The organism is Kangiella taiwanensis (genome assembly GCF_020005165.1).
Lineage (GTDB): Bacteria > Pseudomonadota > Gammaproteobacteria > Enterobacterales > Kangiellaceae > Kangiella > Kangiella taiwanensis.
In genome coordinates this window covers 133,748-152,285 of sequence record NZ_JAHCLT010000003.1, presented here as the reverse complement: position 1 = coordinate 152,285, position 18,538 = coordinate 133,748, and the positions used below count along the sequence as shown (strand labels likewise).

Annotated in this window: 17 protein-coding genes; 11 read left to right on the top strand and 6 right to left on the bottom strand. The window is 41.4% G+C overall.

Features of this window, described 5'->3' with window-relative positions; genetic code table 11:
* Positions 1 to 3 precede the first annotated feature (3 nt).
* On the top strand, positions 4 to 1,308 hold the full coding sequence (locus KFK88_RS09930; RefSeq protein WP_345252512.1) for an efflux RND transporter periplasmic adaptor subunit: 1,305 nt from the start codon (positions 4 to 6) through the stop codon (positions 1,306 to 1,308).
* A gap of 16 nt (positions 1,309 to 1,324) precedes the next feature.
* Complete coding sequence (locus KFK88_RS09925) at positions 1,325 to 4,531, top strand: efflux RND transporter permease subunit (RefSeq protein ID WP_223579153.1); 3,207 nt, start codon at positions 1,325 to 1,327, stop codon at positions 4,529 to 4,531.
* Positions 4,532 to 4,608: 77 nt separating this feature from the next.
* Here the strand turns inward: KFK88_RS09925 and cadR are convergent, their stop codons facing one another.
* Complete coding sequence (cadR, locus tag KFK88_RS09920) at positions 4,609 to 5,016, bottom strand: Cd(II)/Pb(II)-responsive transcriptional regulator (RefSeq protein WP_223579151.1); 408 nt, start codon at positions 5,014 to 5,016, stop codon at positions 4,609 to 4,611.
* 75 nt (positions 5,017 to 5,091) lie between these two features.
* Here cadR and KFK88_RS09915 point away from each other — a divergent pair, with 75 nt between their 5' ends.
* From KFK88_RS09915 to KFK88_RS09900, 4 genes are all read left to right on the top strand, one after another.
* The gene (locus KFK88_RS09915) at positions 5,092 to 5,994 is read left to right on the top strand and encodes a cation transporter (protein WP_223579149.1); all 903 of its coding nucleotides are present in this window, start codon (positions 5,092 to 5,094) and stop codon (positions 5,992 to 5,994) included.
* 34 nt (positions 5,995 to 6,028) lie between these two features.
* A complete protein-coding gene (locus KFK88_RS09910; RefSeq protein WP_223579148.1) occupies positions 6,029 to 6,916 on the top strand; it encodes a cation diffusion facilitator family transporter in 888 nt (295 codons plus the stop codon).
* Between the two features lie 174 nt (positions 6,917 to 7,090).
* Positions 7,091 to 8,332 (top strand): permease, encoded by a 1,242-nt coding sequence (locus tag KFK88_RS09905; RefSeq protein WP_223579146.1) that lies wholly within the window; start codon positions 7,091 to 7,093, stop codon positions 8,330 to 8,332.
* A gap of 16 nt (positions 8,333 to 8,348) precedes the next feature.
* Positions 8,349 to 9,269, top strand: coding sequence for a bile acid:sodium symporter family protein (locus tag KFK88_RS09900; RefSeq protein ID WP_223579144.1), 921 nt, complete (start codon positions 8,349 to 8,351; stop codon positions 9,267 to 9,269).
* 117 nt (positions 9,270 to 9,386) lie between these two features.
* On the opposite strand, the gene merA is transcribed toward KFK88_RS09900, so the two are convergent.
* The 5 genes from merA to merR all read right to left on the bottom strand — a co-directional run bounded on the left by merA (position 9,387) and on the right by merR (position 12,635).
* Complete coding sequence (gene merA, locus KFK88_RS09895) at positions 9,387 to 11,024, bottom strand: mercury(II) reductase (protein WP_223579141.1); 1,638 nt, start codon at positions 11,022 to 11,024, stop codon at positions 9,387 to 9,389.
* A gap of 13 nt (positions 11,025 to 11,037) precedes the next feature.
* Positions 11,038 to 11,481, bottom strand: a complete 444-nt coding sequence (merC, locus tag KFK88_RS09890; RefSeq protein ID WP_223579139.1) for an organomercurial transporter MerC — start codon at positions 11,479 to 11,481, stop codon at positions 11,038 to 11,040.
* On the bottom strand, positions 11,481 to 11,771 hold the full coding sequence (gene merP, locus KFK88_RS09885; protein ID WP_223579970.1) for a mercury resistance system periplasmic binding protein MerP: 291 nt from the start codon (positions 11,769 to 11,771) through the stop codon (positions 11,481 to 11,483). The genes merC and merP overlap by 1 nt, the downstream gene beginning before the upstream one ends.
* 41 nt (positions 11,772 to 11,812) lie before the next feature.
* Positions 11,813 to 12,160 carry a mercuric transporter MerT family protein gene (locus KFK88_RS09880; protein ID WP_223579136.1) on the bottom strand — a complete coding sequence of 116 codons (348 nt, stop codon included), beginning with the start codon at positions 12,158 to 12,160 and terminating at the stop codon, positions 11,813 to 11,815.
* A gap of 82 nt (positions 12,161 to 12,242) precedes the next feature.
* The gene (merR, locus tag KFK88_RS09875; protein WP_223579133.1) at positions 12,243 to 12,635 is read right to left on the bottom strand and encodes an Hg(II)-responsive transcriptional regulator; all 393 of its coding nucleotides are present in this window, start codon (positions 12,633 to 12,635) and stop codon (positions 12,243 to 12,245) included.
* 401 nt (positions 12,636 to 13,036) lie between these two features.
* On the opposite strand from merR, the gene KFK88_RS09870 reads away from it, so the two are divergent.
* The 5 genes from KFK88_RS09870 (at position 13,037) to KFK88_RS09850 (ending at position 18,288) form a co-directional block, all read left to right on the top strand.
* Positions 13,037 to 13,285 carry a helix-turn-helix domain-containing protein gene (locus KFK88_RS09870; RefSeq protein ID WP_223579130.1) on the top strand — a complete coding sequence of 83 codons (249 nt, stop codon included), beginning with the start codon at positions 13,037 to 13,039 and terminating at the stop codon, positions 13,283 to 13,285.
* 252 nt (positions 13,286 to 13,537) lie between these two features.
* The gene (locus tag KFK88_RS09865) at positions 13,538 to 14,830 is read left to right on the top strand and encodes a hypothetical protein (protein ID WP_223579127.1); all 1,293 of its coding nucleotides are present in this window, start codon (positions 13,538 to 13,540) and stop codon (positions 14,828 to 14,830) included.
* Positions 14,817 to 15,497 carry a PDDEXK family nuclease gene (locus tag KFK88_RS09860; protein ID WP_223579124.1) on the top strand — a complete coding sequence of 227 codons (681 nt, stop codon included), beginning with the start codon at positions 14,817 to 14,819 and terminating at the stop codon, positions 15,495 to 15,497. Before KFK88_RS09865 ends, KFK88_RS09860 begins: the two co-directional genes overlap by 14 nt.
* Positions 15,498 to 15,499: 2 nt before the next feature.
* The gene (locus KFK88_RS09855; RefSeq protein WP_223579122.1) at positions 15,500 to 17,308 is read left to right on the top strand and encodes a hypothetical protein; all 1,809 of its coding nucleotides are present in this window, start codon (positions 15,500 to 15,502) and stop codon (positions 17,306 to 17,308) included.
* Positions 17,305 to 18,288 carry an ATP-binding protein gene (locus KFK88_RS09850; RefSeq protein ID WP_223579119.1) on the top strand — a complete coding sequence of 328 codons (984 nt, stop codon included), beginning with the start codon at positions 17,305 to 17,307 and terminating at the stop codon, positions 18,286 to 18,288. Before KFK88_RS09855 ends, KFK88_RS09850 begins: the two co-directional genes overlap by 4 nt.
* Positions 18,289 to 18,538: the final 250 nt, after the last annotated feature.

The following is an 18,538-nucleotide window of genomic DNA, read 5'->3' as shown; positions in this document are numbered from 1 at the left end:
AATATGAACAAAATATTGATCGCTATTTTGGGCGCTGGAATTATTACGGTAAACCCAGCGCATGCCGAAATTACAAGTGGCTCAAAACATGTGCATGACAAAACCACGTCTGCTTCAGAGGTTCACGAACAAGAGGAAGGCACTTCCCATCAGGAGCACGAACCTAACGCGGGTGATGAAGATGCAAGTCATGCCAATAAGGAAAATCACCCTAACGGCAGCTCCGACAGTGAAGGCCATGATGATGAACATAGTGAGGGCGATGGCAAGGAAGATGAACGCGGCCATGGAGAAACCGCTAATTCTGCGTCACTGAGCACTTCTCAAATGACACTTGCTGATATCCAAGTTGGCACCCTTACTGCAAAGAAGGTAAATTTTGAATTTTACGCACCGGGTGAGATCCTATCCAATGGTTACACCAGTTACCAAGTATCTCCGAGAGTACCGTCAGTAGTATTGCGCCGTCATGTTGCGCTAGGCGACCACGTCAAGCAAGGGCAGCCACTGGTTACCCTGTTCAGCGAGAGTGTCGCGCAAGCACAGGCAGACTATCGTACCGCTTGGCCTGAGTGGCAACGAGTCCGGGAGCTTGGCCGCAAAACCGTTGGAGAACAACGATATATCCGTGCCAAAGCCAGCTGGGAAGCGGCTCGTGCGACCTTACAGGCCTATGGGTTAATTGAATCAGATTTGAAGTCTCTGGCATCACAAGATATTAAAGCATTGGGACAATACACCCTACGTGCCGAAACGGATGGTTCTGTGCTATCTGACGACTTCGAGCAGGGGCAAAGGGTCGAATCTGGTACTCCTCTGATTAAACTGGCCAATGAGAAACAACTTTGGGTAGAGGCTCATCTGCCCGCAGATCGTTCACTGTCACTTCCCGTTGGAACATTAGCGGACATTGTTGCCGGTGATTTACGTGTTCAGGGCAAAGTGTCACAGGAGGCGCACACCATCGATCCTGTGACTCGTACTCGAACGGTACGCCTGTTGGTGAATAACCGGGAGCATAAATTGCATCCAGGCCAGTTCGCTGAGGTCTTTTTTCGCTTCCGTACTGAAAAACCTGTATTGGCAGTTCAGGAATCCGCTCTGATGCGTAACCCCGATGGCGACTGGGCAGTTTATGTCGAAGTGAGTTCCGGTAAATACCGTCCAGTAGAGGTAGAACTGGGACGTGCGCTGGGGGCATTACGTGAAATCACAGGCATTGAGCCAGGTGTGCGTATTGTTACCAATGGTGCCTTTTTTGTTGCATCACAAATCGCCAAAGGCGGTTTTGATCCCCATAACCACTAAGCATTAAGGAGACTCTATGTTTAATCGAATTGTCGATTGGGCGGTCACTAACCGTTTGCTGGTTGCGATTGCGCTTATTACTCTAACGGTCAGTGCCTTTTTTATTATTCCAAGGCTGAATCTTGATGCATTTCCAGATGTTACCAACGTTCAGGTCTCGGTCAACACCGAAGCTCCTGGCTTGGCTGCTGAAGAAGTTGAGCAGCTGATAACCTACCCGATTGAAGCAGTGATGTACGCCTTGCCTGACGTAGAAGAAGTAAGGTCTATCTCAAAGACTGGCTTGTCTGGCGTCACCGTGGTTTTCAAAGAAGGAACCGATATTTATTTTGCCCGACAACTGGTATTCGAGCGACTTCAAGCTGCTAAAGAGCTGATTCCTGAAGGCGTTGGTACACCAGAAATGGGCCCAAATACTTCGGGGCTGGGGCAGGTCTATCAGTATTTACTGGTTGCCGAATCCGGATCGGGCTTCGATGCAATGGAGCTACGCAGCTTAAATGACTGGGTGGTAAAATTATTGCTTATCCCAGCCGAAGGCGTGACCGATGTGCTGTCCTTCGGCGGCGAGGTGCGTCAGTATCAGGTCGATTTGAATCCGTCAAAGCTATTATCTTACGGTCTAACGCAGAACGACATCATGGCGGCTCTGGAGCGAAACAATACCAATGTTGGAGGTTGGTATATGAATCGTGGCCAGGAGCAATTAGTGATCCGAGGTACCGGCTGGCTCGATCATGGCAAGCAAGGGCTGGAACAGCTCCGCCAAGTCCCCCTGAAAACAGTCGATGGCACTACTATCACAGTATCTAATGTGGCCAAAGTGAGTCTGGGGAGTGAAATCCGCCAAGGGGCAGTGACCATGACACGCAGAACCCCTGATGGAAAGGTTGAGGAACTGGGGGAAGTCGTCTCTGGTATTGTATTAAAACGTTTAGGAGCCAATACTAAAAGCACCATTGATGGGGTTAATGCCCGTGTCGAACGTATTAATCAGGCGTTACCGGAAGGAGTTAAGTTTGAGCCTTATTACGATCAGGCTGACCTGGTGACGCAAGCGGTTGATACTGTTGTCAATGCTCTATTACTGGCGTTTGTCTTCATTGTCGTTATTTTGGCGCTGTTCCTAATGAACTTGCGTGCCACATTACTAGTGCTGATTTCAATCCCAATTTCCATCGGTATTGCCTTGATGGTGATGGCGTGGTTCGGTATTTCGGCGAATTTAATGTCGCTGGGGGGGATTGCTGTAGCCATTGGTATGCTCGTGGATGGTTCCGTAGTGATGGTCGAAAACATGTTCAAACATTTGACCCATCCCGATGCCACCCATGATAAAGATAGACAGGTAATGATTCGGGACAACACTTCCGATCCTGTTGATGCTTCCCATGATAATCATGGCATTCCCTTACGCTTACAAGAGGCTGGAAGAGAGGTAGCAAGACCCATATTTTTTGCTACAGCAATTATTTTAGTTGTGTTCATGCCGCTATTCAGTTTTGAAGGGGTCGAAGCCAAACTATTCCAGCCGATGGCTATCAGTATCATGCTGTCTATGTTGTCTGCAGTGATTGTAGCTTTAATCATAGTCCCAGCTTTGGCCACCTATTTGTTTCGCAAAGGGATACGACCACGGGAAAGTTTCGTCTTGAAACCACTTGATAGACTCTATCGCAAGGGCTTGTCGTGGGCCATGAACCACAGAAAAATCGTGGTGGGTATTTCTGTGGTGATGGTGATTGCTACGGCACTGGTTATACCGCGCCTGGGTACCGAGTTTGTGCCTGAGCTAGAAGAAGGAACGGTTAACCTAAGGGTAACGCTAGCTCCTTCCTCCAGCCTAGATACTGCGCTCGAAGTAGCGCCTAAGCTTGAAGCGATGCTGATGGAGTTCCCCGAAGTCACTTATGCGCTGTCACGTATTGGGCGTGCCGAAATTGGCGGTGATCCTGAACCAGTGAACAATATCGAGATATATATTGGTCTTAGGCCTGTGGCGGAATGGAGCAGCGCTGATAATCGTTATGAACTTCAATCACTGATGGAGCAAAAACTCGAGCAACATCCAGGCTTACTGTTCAATTTCTCACAACCGATTGCGACCCGTGTGGACGAGCTGCTGTCGGGGGTTAAAGCACAACTGGCGATTAAACTCTTTGGCAAAGAACTTGATGTGTTGGCTAAAAAGGGACAGGCAATAGAGGCTGTAGTTAAAGAAGTCGAGGGCGCTCGCGATGTTGCCATGGAGCAAATTGTCGGTGAAGCTCAATTGGTTGTGAAGCCTAATCGCCGAGCTCTATCTCGTTATGGGCTCGACGTGGCGGATGTCATGGAAGTGGTGCGTGATGGACTTGGCGGCGCCAGCTCTGGACAAATCATCAATGGTAACGAACGCTATGATATTTATGTTCGACTGGATGAACGCTTTCGTCAAGATCGTGACACTATCGCTGACCTTCGTTTGCAGGCACCTTCAGGAGCCTGGGTTCGCCTCGGCGATGTGGCCTCTGTGAATATTGCTTCCGGCCCACCGCAGGTACGCCGAGACGATGTTCAGCGCAGAGTAGTCGTTCAGGCCAATGTGCAGGGACGTGATATGGGCAGTGTGGTTGCAGACATTCGTACAGCCATTGCTGAGCAGGTTGATTTGCCGACGGGTTATTCCGTGGACATAGGCGGACAATTCGAGAATCAACAGCGAGCACAAAAACGTTTGTCGTTGGTTGTGCCATTATCGCTGGCGCTTATCGCCTTGTTGCTTTATTTTGCCTTTGCATCTATCGGTCAGGCTATGCTGATTCTAGTAAATGTACCACTGGCCGTTATTGGCGGGGTATTTTCACTCTGGATTTCAGGACAGTATTTATCGGTACCCAGTTCTGTCGGATTCATTACTCTGTTTGGCGTTGCGGTACTTAACGGCGTAGTAATGGTTGAAAGTATCAATCAGCGTATCAAGGATGGCTTACCTGTTAGCGAAGCCGTATTTGATGGTGCTGTATCCAGGCTTAGACCAGTATTAATGACAGCGGTGACTTCTGCGTTAGGCTTAATACCAATGTTGTTATCAAATGGCGTTGGCGCAGAAATACAAAAGCCACTAGCCAGCGTTATCGTAGGCGGGTTGATAACAGCCACATTTTTAACCCTGTTTGTTCTACCCGTTTTGTTTGCCTGGTTTTCAAAAGGTAAACTGAAGGAAAAAACACTAACGACTTAACTAACTGTCTGCCGGTTCCCCTTAGGAGCCGGCAACTTTCTATATTGGAATAGGATCTACCGCGTTAAAAAGTGCTATTAACTCATGATTTTTTGCGTCGCGGTTAAATTTTTCAGGATTTCGCATTTTTTCACAGTTCCCTGACTAGGACAGCTGTGTAGAAGTGAAGCCAGTTGATCTTCCAGATTGATTAATTCTTCAATCCGTGCCCGGACATGATTAATATGGGACGAAAGCATATGGCTGACTTCATCGCAGGGAGCATTAGGCGAGTACCTTAACTCTAATAACTGCCGGATCTCAGATAAACTAAGATCAAGGCTTCTACAACGCTTAATAAACAATAAATGTTCGACTGATGCATCATCGTACAGCCTGAAGTTGCCCTCACTCCGCTGAGTTTTTGGAAGAAGGTGTTCTTTTTCATAATAACGTATCGTTTGAACCGAACACCCGGTTAATGTTGAAAGTTCACCAATTTTCATATCTGAGTTTCGCACTTGACTCTATAGTGACTAGAGAGTTTAAACTACTGGTGTCCATTAATACAAGGTATACCTATGAGCCAGAAATGTAACCGTGACTGCAAAGCCGGTGCTACAGATAAAACACAAGATATTACTAACGACGATAAGTCATTTGAAGGGGCACATGTAAGCGAATACCACGTTCCTAAAATGGACTGCCCATCAGAGGAAGGCATGATCCGAATGGCACTGGACAGTCTTGAGCCAAGTGTAATCCTCGAGTTTGATACACCTAAACGCATAGTTAGAGTGTTTCATCACCTTGAACTCAGGGACATGGTAGAAGACCGGATAACGTCTCTTGGACTTGGGGCTAGATTGGAATCAACCAACGCTGTGGACAGCGAGATTATCCATAAAGCAAGGTTGACGGCACAAAATGAAGAAGCAGAGGAAGCTGGGATACTTAAAATGCTATTAGCTATTAATGCAGTGATGTTTATTACAGAACTTGTTATCGGCTGGTGGGCACAATCGACCGGATTGATAGCTGATTCATTGGATATGTTTGCCGATGCAGCAGTGTATGGGGTGGCACTATACGCCGTTGGACATGGCGTCCGAAAAAAACTCCGTGCAGCGCATATATCAGGATGGTTACAGATTTTATTAGCTCTGGGTGTATTAACAGAAGTTGTGAGGAGACTGGTTCAAGGGAGTGAGCCTGAGTCAAACCTTATGATGGTGTTTGGCTTAATTGCCTTGGTAGCAAATGTCTGGTGCTTAATCTTAATTGCCAAAAAGCGAAATGGCGGCGCTCACATGAGAGCAAGCTGGATTTTTTCTGCTAACGATGTCATCGCCAACCTTGGTGTTATTGTTGCTGGGGGGTTGGTAGCATGGACGGGGTCGCAATACCCAGACTTAATCATTGGCTTTATCATTGGCTTAATTGTTTTAACAGGTGGTTTTCGTATATTGAAGATTAAATCCTAAAGAAGGGATAGAGCCCCGCAAGAGGTAACGTTATATGCATGATCATTCACATTCTCAAGGTTCAAATAATCGTATAGGATGGGCATTTTTTCTGAATGTCACCTTTACCATTATCGAGTTTATAGGAGGCATCTTAACCAATAGTACCGCCATCATGGCCGATGCAGTCCATGATCTTGGCGACAGTTTATCCATTGGATTTGCTTGGTTTCTTAGTAAAGTTAGTGAGAAAGGTTCAAACTCAGAGTTTACCTATGGTTACCGCCGATTATCACTGCTTGGAGCTCTTATTAATGGCCTAGTTCTGATTATTGGCTCTGCATGGGTTCTGACAGAAGCTATTCCTAAACTTCTGCAACCAGAAATGCCTATGGTTGAGGGCATGATCGCCTTAGCCGTTTTTGGAGTGCTAGTTAATGGGTTTGCGGCTTATAAATTAAGTAAAGGCAAAACTCTTAATGAGCGTATACTCAACTGGCATTTATTGGAAGATGTACTGGGTTGGGTTGCAGTTTTAATCGTTTCCATCGTACTTCTTTTTGTTGACTGGCCCATTCTTGACCCAGCTTTGTCGATTCTTTTCACTCTCTATATTTTAATTAATGTTGCTAAAAACCTTTGGCACACTATAAGGTTATTTTTACAGGCAATCCCTGACAAAGAACTGTCAAAGTCAGTTTATAAGACCTTAATAGAACTTGAAGAAGTGGACAGTATCCATCACCTGCACTTGTGGTCTTTAGATGGAGAGCATCATGTACTTACTGCTCATCTAGCTTTACAAGAGGCACTGTCTATTCAACAACAACTGGAGTTAAAAAAGTCCATAGCAGAACGATTGAGTGAGTTTAATTTAGAACATACGACCATTGAGCTTGAAATGAGTAATGAGGAATGCCGCGATGAGCCCCAAGCTTTGTAATTCGGAGAGTAAGACTTAATAAATTCGGACTAATTGTGACCATTTCAAAGAGGTTAGAATTCTAATATCCCTGATACGGTTACAAAGGGGAGGGGGCTGGACTTAACTGGCTCAATATATACGATGTTATTAGGGTTAGTTTATTGCTTTTAGAATTAATGAGGTAGCTGAATAATGCAAGAGTTTCTAGATACTTGGAATGAAGCAGTAGTGACCAGTCTGGGCTTCTTCTGGATGGCGCTTTGGGCATTTATCCTTGGCTACCTAGTCAGCAGTTTAATTCAAGTGCTAATCACCCGAGAGCGGATGCAAAAGGCGATGGGAGAAGACGGCCCACGCAGTATGTTTCTAGGAACCTTCTTCGGTTTTATATCCAGTTCATGCAGTTTTTCCGCGCTTTCGACTACTCGAACCATCTTTAATAAAGGCGCTGGCCTTGCTCCTTCACTGGCTTTCCTTTTGGCTTCGACCAACCTTGTCATTGAATTAGGGATGGTAATCGCTATTTTTCTAGGCTGGCAATTTGTTGTGGGTGAATATGTAGGGGGGCTGTTACTGATTCTAGTAACCTGGCTGCTTATTAGAATAACACGTCCTAAACGGCTAGAAGCACAAGCACGTGAGCATCAACAAGGCAATGCCGAACAGTCTGAAAATAATAGTCAAAACTGGAAACAGAAACTGACAAGTTATCGTAGTTGGCAGAGTATAGGTAAAAACTATGTCATGGAGTGGCGAATGGTATGGCGTGATGTTTTAATCGGCTTCACGGTAGCAGGCGTTATATCTGCAATGGTTCCTAGCAGCTTCTTTCAAGCATTGTTTGTTGGTTCTGGTGGTAACGCGGATCTAGATTTTGGTTCAGTGTTGCTGCAAACCTTGGTAGCTCCGCTGGCTGCTTTTTTTACTTTTATAGGCTCTATGGGTAACATCCCCCTTGCCGCCGTACTGTTTGGACAGGGTGTAACATTCGCAGCAGTCATGGCGTTCATATTTTCCGACCTTGTGGTGCTGCCAGTACTGCGTATCAATGCAAAGTACTATGGCTGGAAAATGGCACTCTATATTCTCATTTTGATGCTCATTGCCATTACCGTATCTGCTCTCGTTATGCATTATGTCCTAGCATTTTTGGGGTTACTGCCAGACTTTAAAGCTACCGTTCCCCCGGGTGATAGAGAGTTTTTTAAACTCAATTATCAATCAATACTCAATGGAATATTCCTTACCATTAATCTAGGTTTATTCTGGCTATGGCATAGATCGAACAAGGAGAGTCATGACAAAAACAATGATCAGGAGCAGAAACAAAAGAAGAAGTCACTAATTGATAAGGTAATGTCATTTCTGGTCGTATTTGCAATTATATGGCTTGCCGGAGGTTTACTAGCTGGAGTTGTTGAGGCTACTCAGTAACTGGTACCCTTGACTTATGCGTCGATTAATTTATTTCGTTGAATCAAATCTTGTTTGGTTTGTGATTATTGTAGCTGGTGTTGGCCTGATATTCCCCGAATCCGGGAAGTACCTTGGCTCTTCGATAGCCCCTTTACTTGCGATTCTGATGTTTGTGATCAGCCTTACATTTGATGCACATGCCGTACGAATAGTCTTTCGCAAACCGTCAAGGCAGTTTTTGGCAATGGTGCTAGTCTATGGCCCGATGTCAATTGCAGGCTTCTTGACTGGTCGCCTTTTTTTTGGAAACGGATTGCTTGCTACAGGCCAAACTCTGCTTGGCACTCTGCCAACAGATGTATCTTCTCCTCTTTTAGTACTGATGGCTCGTGGAAACGTTGCCTTGGCCGCCGTTTTCAATGCGGTCAATACAGCCTTATCTCCTTTCATAGTTCCGCTCTTTTTTCTGTGGCTGACAGGAATACAGCTAGAAGTCCCTATCGTTTCCATCATCCTGGAGTTAGTTCTGGTTGTTCTAGTGCCTACAATTCTCGGTGTAACCTTACGCACCAAGTTTCCGACGATTATTTCACAGCATGATTCGACTTACGCAGGAATTGGGTCAGTCTTCTACCTTGTAATATTACTTGCGGTAGTGGCTCCCAATGCAGAAACCATCATTGGTTATGGATGGTATGCTTTTGTAATTGCTGGAGCAGCTTTAAGTCTAAATCTTTGTGGCTACTTTATTGGAATGGCTTCACGGTTTATAACGGCAGACCGACCGGAAGTCATCGCATACCTATTTACTGTAAGCAAAAAAGAATTTAGCATTGCAGCGGCTTTTGTGGCTGCATCCGGGTTGCCATCAGAAATAGTAATACCAGCCACATTCTTTGCAGTAATTCAGATGATCACATCTCCTGTTGTGGCCAAATATCTTGCTCGAGGCTAGCTCTCAAACAGTTACTGAAGAAACTTTCCACGAAGAAATATGCAGTACATTGGTAGTACCGTACCACTTGAAACCAAAAGCCGACTCATAAATATCTTTTCCGACGAAAGATAAAGCTTACCCAGCACAGCAAGACAGTTCTTTAATATCTTTACTGAAGGTCTGCGCACAAAGTTTCAGTCCTTCCACCATAGTCAAATAAGGAAACAATTGATCTGCTAAGTCATCGACCGTCATGTGGTTGTGAATCGCCAGTGCGGCGCTCTGGATGATCTCACCGCCATCATGAGCGAATACTTGGGCACCAATCAGACGCTTGGTGTCTGCCTCTACCACCAGTTTGATAAAACCCTCTGTATCAAAGTTAGCCAATGCTCGGGGGACGTTCTCCAATGGTAACACTCGACTTGCGGTTTCAATGTTACGCTCACGTGCTTCTTGCTCCGACAATCCTACCGTTGCGACCTGTGGTTCAGTAAAAATCACGGCAGGCATGGTGGACAGATCCAATTGTGCTTCACCGTCAGTCATATTGATCCCAGCACGGCTCCCAGCAGCTGCTGCAACGTAAACTAGTTGCGGCATGTTGCTACAATCACCAGCAGCATAAACATGTGGCTGTGATGTTCGCATCTGATTGTCCACAGCGACCGCTCCATTGGCTTCTGTTTCGACACCAGCAACGTCTAGATTAAGGTTAGCTGTATTGGGTGCGCGACCTGTGGCTACCAATAATTTATCGCCACGGACTTCTCCTTGGTCGGTATCGAGAATAAATTTACCTTCTTCATAAGATACTTGACTGGCCTGAGTATGTTCCAGTACACGAATACCTTCTTGTTTGAAGACTGTGGTTAAACCTTCTCCCAGCGCTGGATCTTCGCGTAGCAATAAGGTGTTACGAACTAGGATAGTGACCTCTGAGCCCAGTCGACGATAGGCTTGAGCCAGCTCCACAGCGACGACGGAGGAACCTATCACTATCATGTGCTCAGGTAACTCAGTTGCGAAGAGAGCTTCCGTTGAAGTCCAGTAAGGAGTGTCTGTTAGGCCTGAAATTGGAGGTATGGACGCTTGGCTGCCGCTAGCAATCAAAAATCGATCTGCAACCAGCTCTTGCTCGTAACCATCCTTATGACGGATGAGCAAAGTATGAGCATCTTTGAAAGATGCATGACCACGCACTAGCGATAATGACGGGTTAGTATCCAGAATATGCTGATACTTAGCTGCACGCAAGTCATCAACACGTGCAGTTTGCTGTTTCGCCAACAAGTTACGATCTAGAGAGGGCTCAAGGTTTTCTATGCCCTCGAATGGGTTATTGCGCTGTTGCTCAGCCAGCTGCGCAGCCCTGATCAATATTTTTGAAGGTACGCAACCGACATTTACACAACAGCCACCAATCACTTCTCCAGCTTCAATAAGTGTGACTTGAGCACCATTGTCAGCGGCCTTAATAGCACATGCAAAAGCAGCCGAGCCAGTACCGATAATAGCAACATGCAGTGACTTTTTATCAGTCACATTGTCACTATCGCAGCATCCTTCAGCGACAGATTTCGCGCCGTATCCGAGCGTTTTTATGGCACTGATAAGCACCTGTTCCTGAACACTAGGATCTGCTTCAACGACTGCACTGGATTCCGCATAAGAAACGCTGACCTTGTTAACTCCGGAAATTATGATCAAAGCCTCTTCGATATGTTGGGCACAACTTTCGCAAGTCATGCCATAGATGGAAAATTTACTCATAAAGACCTCATTATTAGTTTGAGTGAGTGTTGTCGTCGGGAATTGCACAATCTTCATCGTTACAACGTTTATTCGCTGGTGAAAAAATATCCCAGAGCGAGACCGCCACCATCAGTGTCAGGGCCGAGTATGTCACGTAAGTACTCCAAGCATATTGAAAGAATGGGTAAAGCGATAGCAACAATAGGATCGGGCCTGTCATACCAAATAAACTACGATACCACTGCTTATGACTAAACCAGCTAAGGCCGTTAATTATTAGAGCAACCCAAGCAAAGATGGGTAAAAGTGTGTTGATAAAGAGCCACTCCCATTGACTGAGAAAACCTAGTCCAATAGCCGCACCTAAGCTGGCGATGGCAGGAAAGCACATAGCACAGCCCATAGCAGCCACCACAGCTCCTAATGAGCTGATTTTATCGCCAACGCGAGTAAGAAAACTGAGTAGGCTATCCATCAGCCTTCTCCCATAGTTTGGTTAACTAAGGAAGGATAACCAGCATTTTTTGTAGCCTCTGTTAGCTTTTGCACTGTCGTTTTCTCATCATCAAAAGTCACCACAGCCAACTTATCTTCAAAGGTGACTTTAGCTTTACTAACGCCTTCAACCTGTTGCAAGGCTTTTTTCACCGTAATTGGGCAGGTCACGCAGTTCATAGTAGGGACTTCAAGAATAACAGTGTGCTGTTTGGCAAGTGCACCTAAGCTAAGCACAGACAGTAGGAATAATAGAGCGAATTTCTTCATCATTGTCTCCAAGTGTTACAGTAAGATATTCAATCAACGGCTTAAGCAAACCACATGATCCAGTAATTGCTCGTAACCAATATTAATGCAATGAACGCGGTTCCCCAGAAAATGATTTGGCGACGTTTACGCACCTGCGGTGTTGCACAAGCGGTTCCTGCTTCACAGTTTTCTAGAGGTCGGTATACTTTCCAGCCTGCAAAACTAAACAAAGCCACAACCAACAAGATAAAAATGGGACGGTATGGCTCCAACAAGGTCAAATTGCCAATCCAAGAGCCACTAACTCCCAGTAACAACAAAACGAGGGGCCCAGCACAACAAAGCCCCGCACCAATAGCAGCTGCAATACCGCCAGCTAATGGTAAACTGGAATTGTTTTTTGTCATGGTTTACTCAATTTAAATGATTTAATGGCAAATAGTATAAACTCCGTATCCAAGTACGGAGTCAAGAGATTTGGCGATTTTTTTATTTATTGTGTGGAAGAAGGGAGGTAATAATCGGACAATGCGTCTGTTCAGAATTATTTGCACATTGTTTCAGTAAATCATTCAGACTAGATTCTAAACGGCGTAGATCGGCCATTTTGTCACGAATACTGGCAAGTTTGTGGCTGGCTATACTTTGTACTTCTTGACAAGAGGACTCTTCGAGTATCAGTAAGTTAGCGATCTCATCCAAAGAAAATCCCAGCTCTTGAGCTCGTTTAATAAATCGAATGCGACTCAAAGTCGCTTCAGGATAATGACGATAACCTTTAGCGGGCTTTTCCGGTTGTGCAATTAACCCGCACCGCTCATAATATCTGACGGTTTCAACATTCACGCCTGCAAGTTTTGCGAGTTGACTAATTACATACATAATTTAAGCGTATCATCGATACTGAAGTGCATAGTAAAATTATAAGTTGAAAGCATAGATATAACAAATGCAAAAAATAATTGAACAACGGGTGTGTCAAGAGCACAAAATCTGGTTTGATTTCATTGGGGTATTCGATATATTTCTTATAGTTAAGACTTTGGTCGAATTGTCACGAATCTTGACCATACCTCATCAAGAGTTAATGCCGGCCTACTTATAAATGACTTTTAACGTATGCTTTTCGAGTAATTTAGAGCAAAGACATTTTAGTCAACGCAAATTGAATTATTTTCTTACTTTGATTCGCATGTCTTTTCTTTATACTGAAAACCGTATAAAATGAAACTATACTCTAATCCGTATATTACTAGTTTGGGCTTTCTTAGTAGGGGGGAAGCATGATAATAACAGCGCGTTCAGCCTTAGAACTTGGGCAGGCTATTAGACGATTTAGAAAAAAGAAAAATCTTTCACAATCTGATGTAGCTAAAACCTTCAACTTACGGCAAGCTACTATTTCAAATTTAGAGCGTGGTGGAGAAAGCAAAAAACTCGACATACTATTTATGGTTTTGTCTTCTTTAAATCTTGAAGTCAGTATTCAAGAAAAAGTACCGCCGCCAGAAATAGATGAGGAAAACTGGTAGGTATATAAAGATATAGCCTTGAAGAAACTTAACATTGATTTATGAAGAACTTATAAATGAGACTTCATCCACAAAATATAGTTTTATAGACAAAAAATTTACTACCATTAATTTAGTTATAACCACTTATTTTTACACGGTATTACTACCTACTTGGTATTTATTATATTTATTATAACAAACTTATCTTGTTGATTTATAAGGACTTATATGTATTTATGTAGTTAAGTATTTATGGTTGGGGGATAGATAATGTTTATCGTAAATAAAAATTTATTATATCCATTTGAATCGATAATTTCAGTAATATACAAACTATCTTATATAGATAAGTTAGAATACCAAGATGCCTTAAAACTGTTTGGCATTAAACCCAATCGTTCTAACAGACCATTTTTAAGTGGTAACTCTACCAACCTTATAAAAGTTTTTAATCTTCAACCAAGCAGATATTTTTTATATAAAATTGATTACATTGGAACAAGGAATTTTAACACCTCTCATGCTCTTAGGCCTGAAAATATTAGCCCATTCTATTTCTGCCCTAAATGTGCAATGCACAACTTCCATGCTGTTTTTCATAACAGCTATTTTAGACTTTGCTTAATCCACGGTTGCGTACTTACAACAAGATGCCCCTCATGCGAGTCTAGGGATTTGACAAGAAAGTCAGGGGTAATTTATTGCACAAAGTGTAAATACACCCTGTTTAACGAAGACAAATTTCTACCAGATGAAGACTTCAAAAAGCTAATACTAAAAGAAGTTATTCCCTTTAAAAATTATATAAACCGGCATGTAAAGGATAATGAGTTATTTAATGTGGTTAATGTCAACATTTGTAACATCCTAGGAAGTTGTAACTTTAAAAAGCTATTGTTTCACATAAAAAAATATTATTTTTGGATGAGTATTGTACTTAGAAAGCCTTATATATACACATCTATTGATTACTCTAAAATTGCTCCATTAGATCAAAGCTTTATAAATACTAATGAATGGCTAGAATTGTGTGTTAATAATATTTTGCGTCAGTTTGAAAGGGTTTACATACGCAAGTTTTATAGCTTGATAGAAAACAGCAATCTGACAAACGAAGAAAAATTAGGATATAAAAATAGAGCAACAGAATTTCAAAAAAAAATTCTGTCAAATAAGGATTTAGCTCTCCGGCTGAGAACTGACTTAAAGGATATAGAGTATCCGATAATATTTAAATATAAAAAATTGGTGCCATATTTATTAAGGAAGAGGCTAACAACCTATCTAAGACTGGCCTACTTTGATGCATTAATTAATGAGAAATATTTTACTAAGAAGCTTTTAAGACGACCATATATCGACTACATATTTTTTTATCTTTTTGTTACGGAAGGAAGAAGGGTTGAGCTATACATATTTGATCAGAGGCCAATGGACTTTGTAGATAGACGTTTTAACGAATTAATTGAACTAGAAAAAATTTCAAATAGCGTCGAATGTTACATTTATCAAATAGATATTAAAGCATATGTTAGCTCCCTGTATCCTTATGAAATATTCTAATCATAAATACTCTTTTTATTGGGGACAGGTCACCCCACATAAGATTAGCAAGGGGAGGGTTATATCCAATGATATTTACTATTTATATAGCATTAAGCTGCAGCGCTTAATAACTCTTGAATCCAGACTAGAGTACTATAACTGGCTACTTATAGAGATTGATCATGACATTACTTCGGCATGTGAGCAATTTCCAAGGCTCGCAAAAAAAAATGGAGAATATTACACAATGGATGCTTGGATAAAAAATAAAAATGGAGAGGAGGCTATAATAGAAGTTAAAGAGTCAAAGCATCTAATAGAATATAATGGTGTTACACTGCCTAAGAGGCTGCATAAGTTTTATGGATTAATAGAAAAGCAGGGGGTTAGCTTAAAAGTAATAACAGAAAAATCCTTGCGAAATCAAAGTACATTGATTCAAAATTGGATAGAAATATATCCATTTTTAATTACACTTTCAAAAAATACTCTTCTTATCAAACGAATATTGTCATTATGCTCTGCTATATATGATAAGTCCTTAGAAGAATTCTTATTTGAACTTAAATCAGACTACTCTACCCAAGAAATCATCTCTCACATTTTCTTATTAGCTTTAGAAGGAAAGGTACAAACTGATCTACAAAGCGCGCAGCTTTCCAATAGAACTCAAATAAGTGTATAGCTATGAACATCTCAACAGATGATTGGCCAAGTGTTGACGAAGCATCTCTTAGTAAAAGTAATAAATCTATTTACTGCAATAGGAAAAAGGCAGTTTTGATGCGTATTTCAGGTTCAAAGTATTCAGCGATACAAAAAGTAACTGGGATAGCTAGAAATAGCTTAATTAGATTGATCGAAAGGTGTGAAAGTCGAGATAGATACGGAGTAAAAGTTGGATTCAAAGGCTTAATTCCATACAAAAGAGTCAAGAGTTACACTAAAAAGTCCAATAAAGGTTATCAAGGAGCTTTCAAGAAGTTAATAATTGATTACCCTGAATTAAAGGAGCACATTGAAAAGCTTTACCTTGGCAAACGAGTTGAAGGTGTTAAGTTTAGAGAACTATCATTAACTAATATTCACAGATCATTTATTTCTCTATGTAAAAAGTTAAAACTCTCAGATAGTGAGTATCCTTTGTGCACTAAAACAAAGGGGCGGGAGTCACTTCGGCAATATTGCAAAAACCTTTCAAGGCACAATATAATAGATGACACGCACAATAGAGTTTCAATTGATATTGCTAATGATCTTAGAGCTTTTCAGGACGTTAGTAGTAGTATTGAAGGGGTTTTACCAAAATCAAAGCGACCATTTGCAATAGTTCAAATTGATGGGCACTCAGAAGATGTTGCATTCCTACTCAGCACATACAACCCATACAGTGGGCAAGCATTAGTAATCTACAGGTTTTGGTTAATACTTGCTATCGATGTGGCAAGCAAAAAAATTCTCGGTTACTCATTTTCGCTGAACTCAAATTACCGGTTGCTAGATCTAATTTACTGTTTAATAAACTCTTTGACAGGAGAGGAGTTATACACAGTCCACACGGATGTGATTGGTAGCAATTTATCTTCTTGTATAGCTTTTGACTTGATAGCGCTTGATAACCACATGTCACACCGCTCACCTCAATTAATTGAAAAGTTAAGCCGTGCCACTGGCGCTACTGTAAGATTAAATCCTGGAGGAAGACCTAAAGGAAATGCAGTTGTGGAGCGCGTATTTGGGACACTTCGGTCTAAATCATCTGACATATTACCATCAAGCCTAGGCTCTAAGCATTCTAGTCCAAAACGGTGCAAGCCTGATAAATTTGCGCGAGATAATGAAATTACTTACGAGTTTATAAAGGAGTTAATAGAGCAATCTATTTCGGAATACAACAATAAATGGCACTCATCAATTTGCATGTCCCCCAACAACTATATCAAAGAATATTCAGAATTAAATATTCTCCCATACAGGAAAATTAAAACAGATGCAGTATACGACTTACTAAATAGAAGGTTAAAGGCAACTATAAGAGGAAAGACCGAGAGCCAAGTTCGCCCGCCTCATATAAACTTCAAAAGAGCTAAATATTATCCAACAAATGTCGAACTAGCGTATTGTTACTATGGCGAAAAGGTCAATGTCATTTACAACTTATTGGATCTAAGAACACTGAAGGTCTACTTATCTAATGGAGAGGAGTTATGTGACTTTGTTGTAGAGAATAAATGGAGCAAAAGGCACTCCTATTACGATAGAGAGTTAATTAATAAGTTGCTAAGCACTGAAGAAATTGAACTTGATGCATATGACTATGTAGGTTCTGTATTGGCACATACTAAGAAACTAAATCAACAAAAGAAAAATGTTGTGAAAAAATTAAAGCAAAGTGAAATAGACAGAGCGCAACGAACTAATATAAATAAACCACAAAAAGAAAAGACAAAACGTACTTTCACTTATCCCAGCTTTGATATTTTTGATAGCTTATGAACATAGATAGCACACATCCATTCTATACAGGTGAACTAATATTACCAACATCTACTATCGATGTTGTAATCAATAAAATACTATACTGGTATACATATAGTATCCCAGGAGGCGTACTTTGGTCTTACCCTAGAGTAGGGAAGAGCACAGCAATAGAGTATATCAAAATTAACAAAGCAAAAATATTCAATATAGATGTCCCTATATTCTCATATATAGCTGACACGAAAGATTATAAAAAATCGCCAAACAATTTTTATAAATCACTTTTAAACAAGTTTAACTGGGCTGAGGAGATTGACACGAGTCATATTAAAGGAGGTGTAACTGACAATGAGAACAGACTTGTTAAGCTCTTTACATCTCGTGCCATTGATACACCGGAGAAGAAATTAATATTTATTATTGATGAAGCGCAATATTTGGGTATAAATGAATTAGAGTTGCTAAAAAGCTTAACAAATAAAGTAAGAGCGAACGGAGTTAAAGTTATATCTGTACTGTTAGGTGAGCCGGAACTAAATGATAAAAGAAAGTGGTTAAAGCAATCTCGGAAAACACATCTAATATCAAGGTTTTTTGCACAAGAAGAGAGAGTGCCTGGGCTACGGTCAAGAAAAGATATTGAAAATTTACTTAGAGGTTATGACTTATTTGATGTAAAACATAAAGGAAAAAAATGTAGCACATCAAATTATTTTGCCCCGAAGGCATATAGAGAAGGGTTTCGACTACAGAATTACTCCAAAGAAGTATGGGAGCTGTTTACTAGAACCTCAGAGAAGTATAAGCAGCCATATTTAGATCTAGAAATCTCTACAGAAATATTTTTTATATATTGTATGCATTTATTTTATAAAATTAATAAACAAGATAACGAGGAGCTGCTTTTAACTACGCAATTCCTTGAGGAAGCCATGACTCCCGAGGTAGAAAAATTGATTTTTGATTATTCGCAAACAATTGTCGATTATAACTGATTTTTTTCCATACCATTAAGTCTAAACATCAACTTTAAGTTGTTATTGTTACTTTTATCATCTTCCGTACATATTACATCAACATTTTCTTGTTTATACACTTTGTCTTGGACTATAAGACAACTTTGTCTTGTTTGTACAAGAAACAGGTGACTTTGTAACTCAAGTCTTGATACTTTACACAAAACATGATTTAACATAATATAAGTTATGCGCATATTTAGGTGTGATTAGGTTTAAATTTGGAGCT

Excerpts from the sequence above, each read along its gene's own strand:
- KFK88_RS09930 (WP_345252512.1), top strand. The coding sequence starts at position 4 with ATGAACAAAATATTGATCGCTATTTTGGGCGCTGGAATTATTACGGTA.
- KFK88_RS09925 (WP_223579153.1), top strand. The coding sequence starts at position 1,325 with ATGTTTAATCGAATTGTCGATTGGGCGGTCACTAACCGTTTGCTGGTT.
- cadR (WP_223579151.1), bottom strand. The coding sequence starts at position 5,016 with ATGAAAATTGGTGAACTTTCAACATTAACCGGGTGTTCGGTTCAAACG.
- KFK88_RS09915 (WP_223579149.1), top strand. The coding sequence starts at position 5,092 with ATGAGCCAGAAATGTAACCGTGACTGCAAAGCCGGTGCTACAGATAAA.
- KFK88_RS09910 (WP_223579148.1), top strand. The coding sequence starts at position 6,029 with ATGCATGATCATTCACATTCTCAAGGTTCAAATAATCGTATAGGATGG.
- KFK88_RS09905 (WP_223579146.1), top strand. The coding sequence starts at position 7,091 with ATGCAAGAGTTTCTAGATACTTGGAATGAAGCAGTAGTGACCAGTCTG.
- KFK88_RS09900 (WP_223579144.1), top strand. The coding sequence starts at position 8,349 with ATGCGTCGATTAATTTATTTCGTTGAATCAAATCTTGTTTGGTTTGTG.
- merA (WP_223579141.1), bottom strand. The coding sequence starts at position 11,024 with ATGAGTAAATTTTCCATCTATGGCATGACTTGCGAAAGTTGTGCCCAA.
- merC (WP_223579139.1), bottom strand. The coding sequence starts at position 11,481 with ATGGATAGCCTACTCAGTTTTCTTACTCGCGTTGGCGATAAAATCAGC.
- merP (WP_223579970.1), bottom strand. The coding sequence starts at position 11,771 with ATGAAGAAATTCGCTCTATTATTCCTACTGTCTGTGCTTAGCTTAGGT.
- KFK88_RS09880 (WP_223579136.1), bottom strand. The coding sequence starts at position 12,160 with ATGACAAAAAACAATTCCAGTTTACCATTAGCTGGCGGTATTGCAGCT.
- merR (WP_223579133.1), bottom strand. The coding sequence starts at position 12,635 with ATGTATGTAATTAGTCAACTCGCAAAACTTGCAGGCGTGAATGTTGAA.
- KFK88_RS09870 (WP_223579130.1), top strand. The coding sequence starts at position 13,037 with ATGATAATAACAGCGCGTTCAGCCTTAGAACTTGGGCAGGCTATTAGA.
- KFK88_RS09865 (WP_223579127.1), top strand. The coding sequence starts at position 13,538 with ATGTTTATCGTAAATAAAAATTTATTATATCCATTTGAATCGATAATT.
- KFK88_RS09860 (WP_223579124.1), top strand. The coding sequence starts at position 14,817 with ATGAAATATTCTAATCATAAATACTCTTTTTATTGGGGACAGGTCACC.
- KFK88_RS09855 (WP_223579122.1), top strand. The coding sequence starts at position 15,500 with ATGAACATCTCAACAGATGATTGGCCAAGTGTTGACGAAGCATCTCTT.
- KFK88_RS09850 (WP_223579119.1), top strand. The coding sequence starts at position 17,305 with ATGAACATAGATAGCACACATCCATTCTATACAGGTGAACTAATATTA.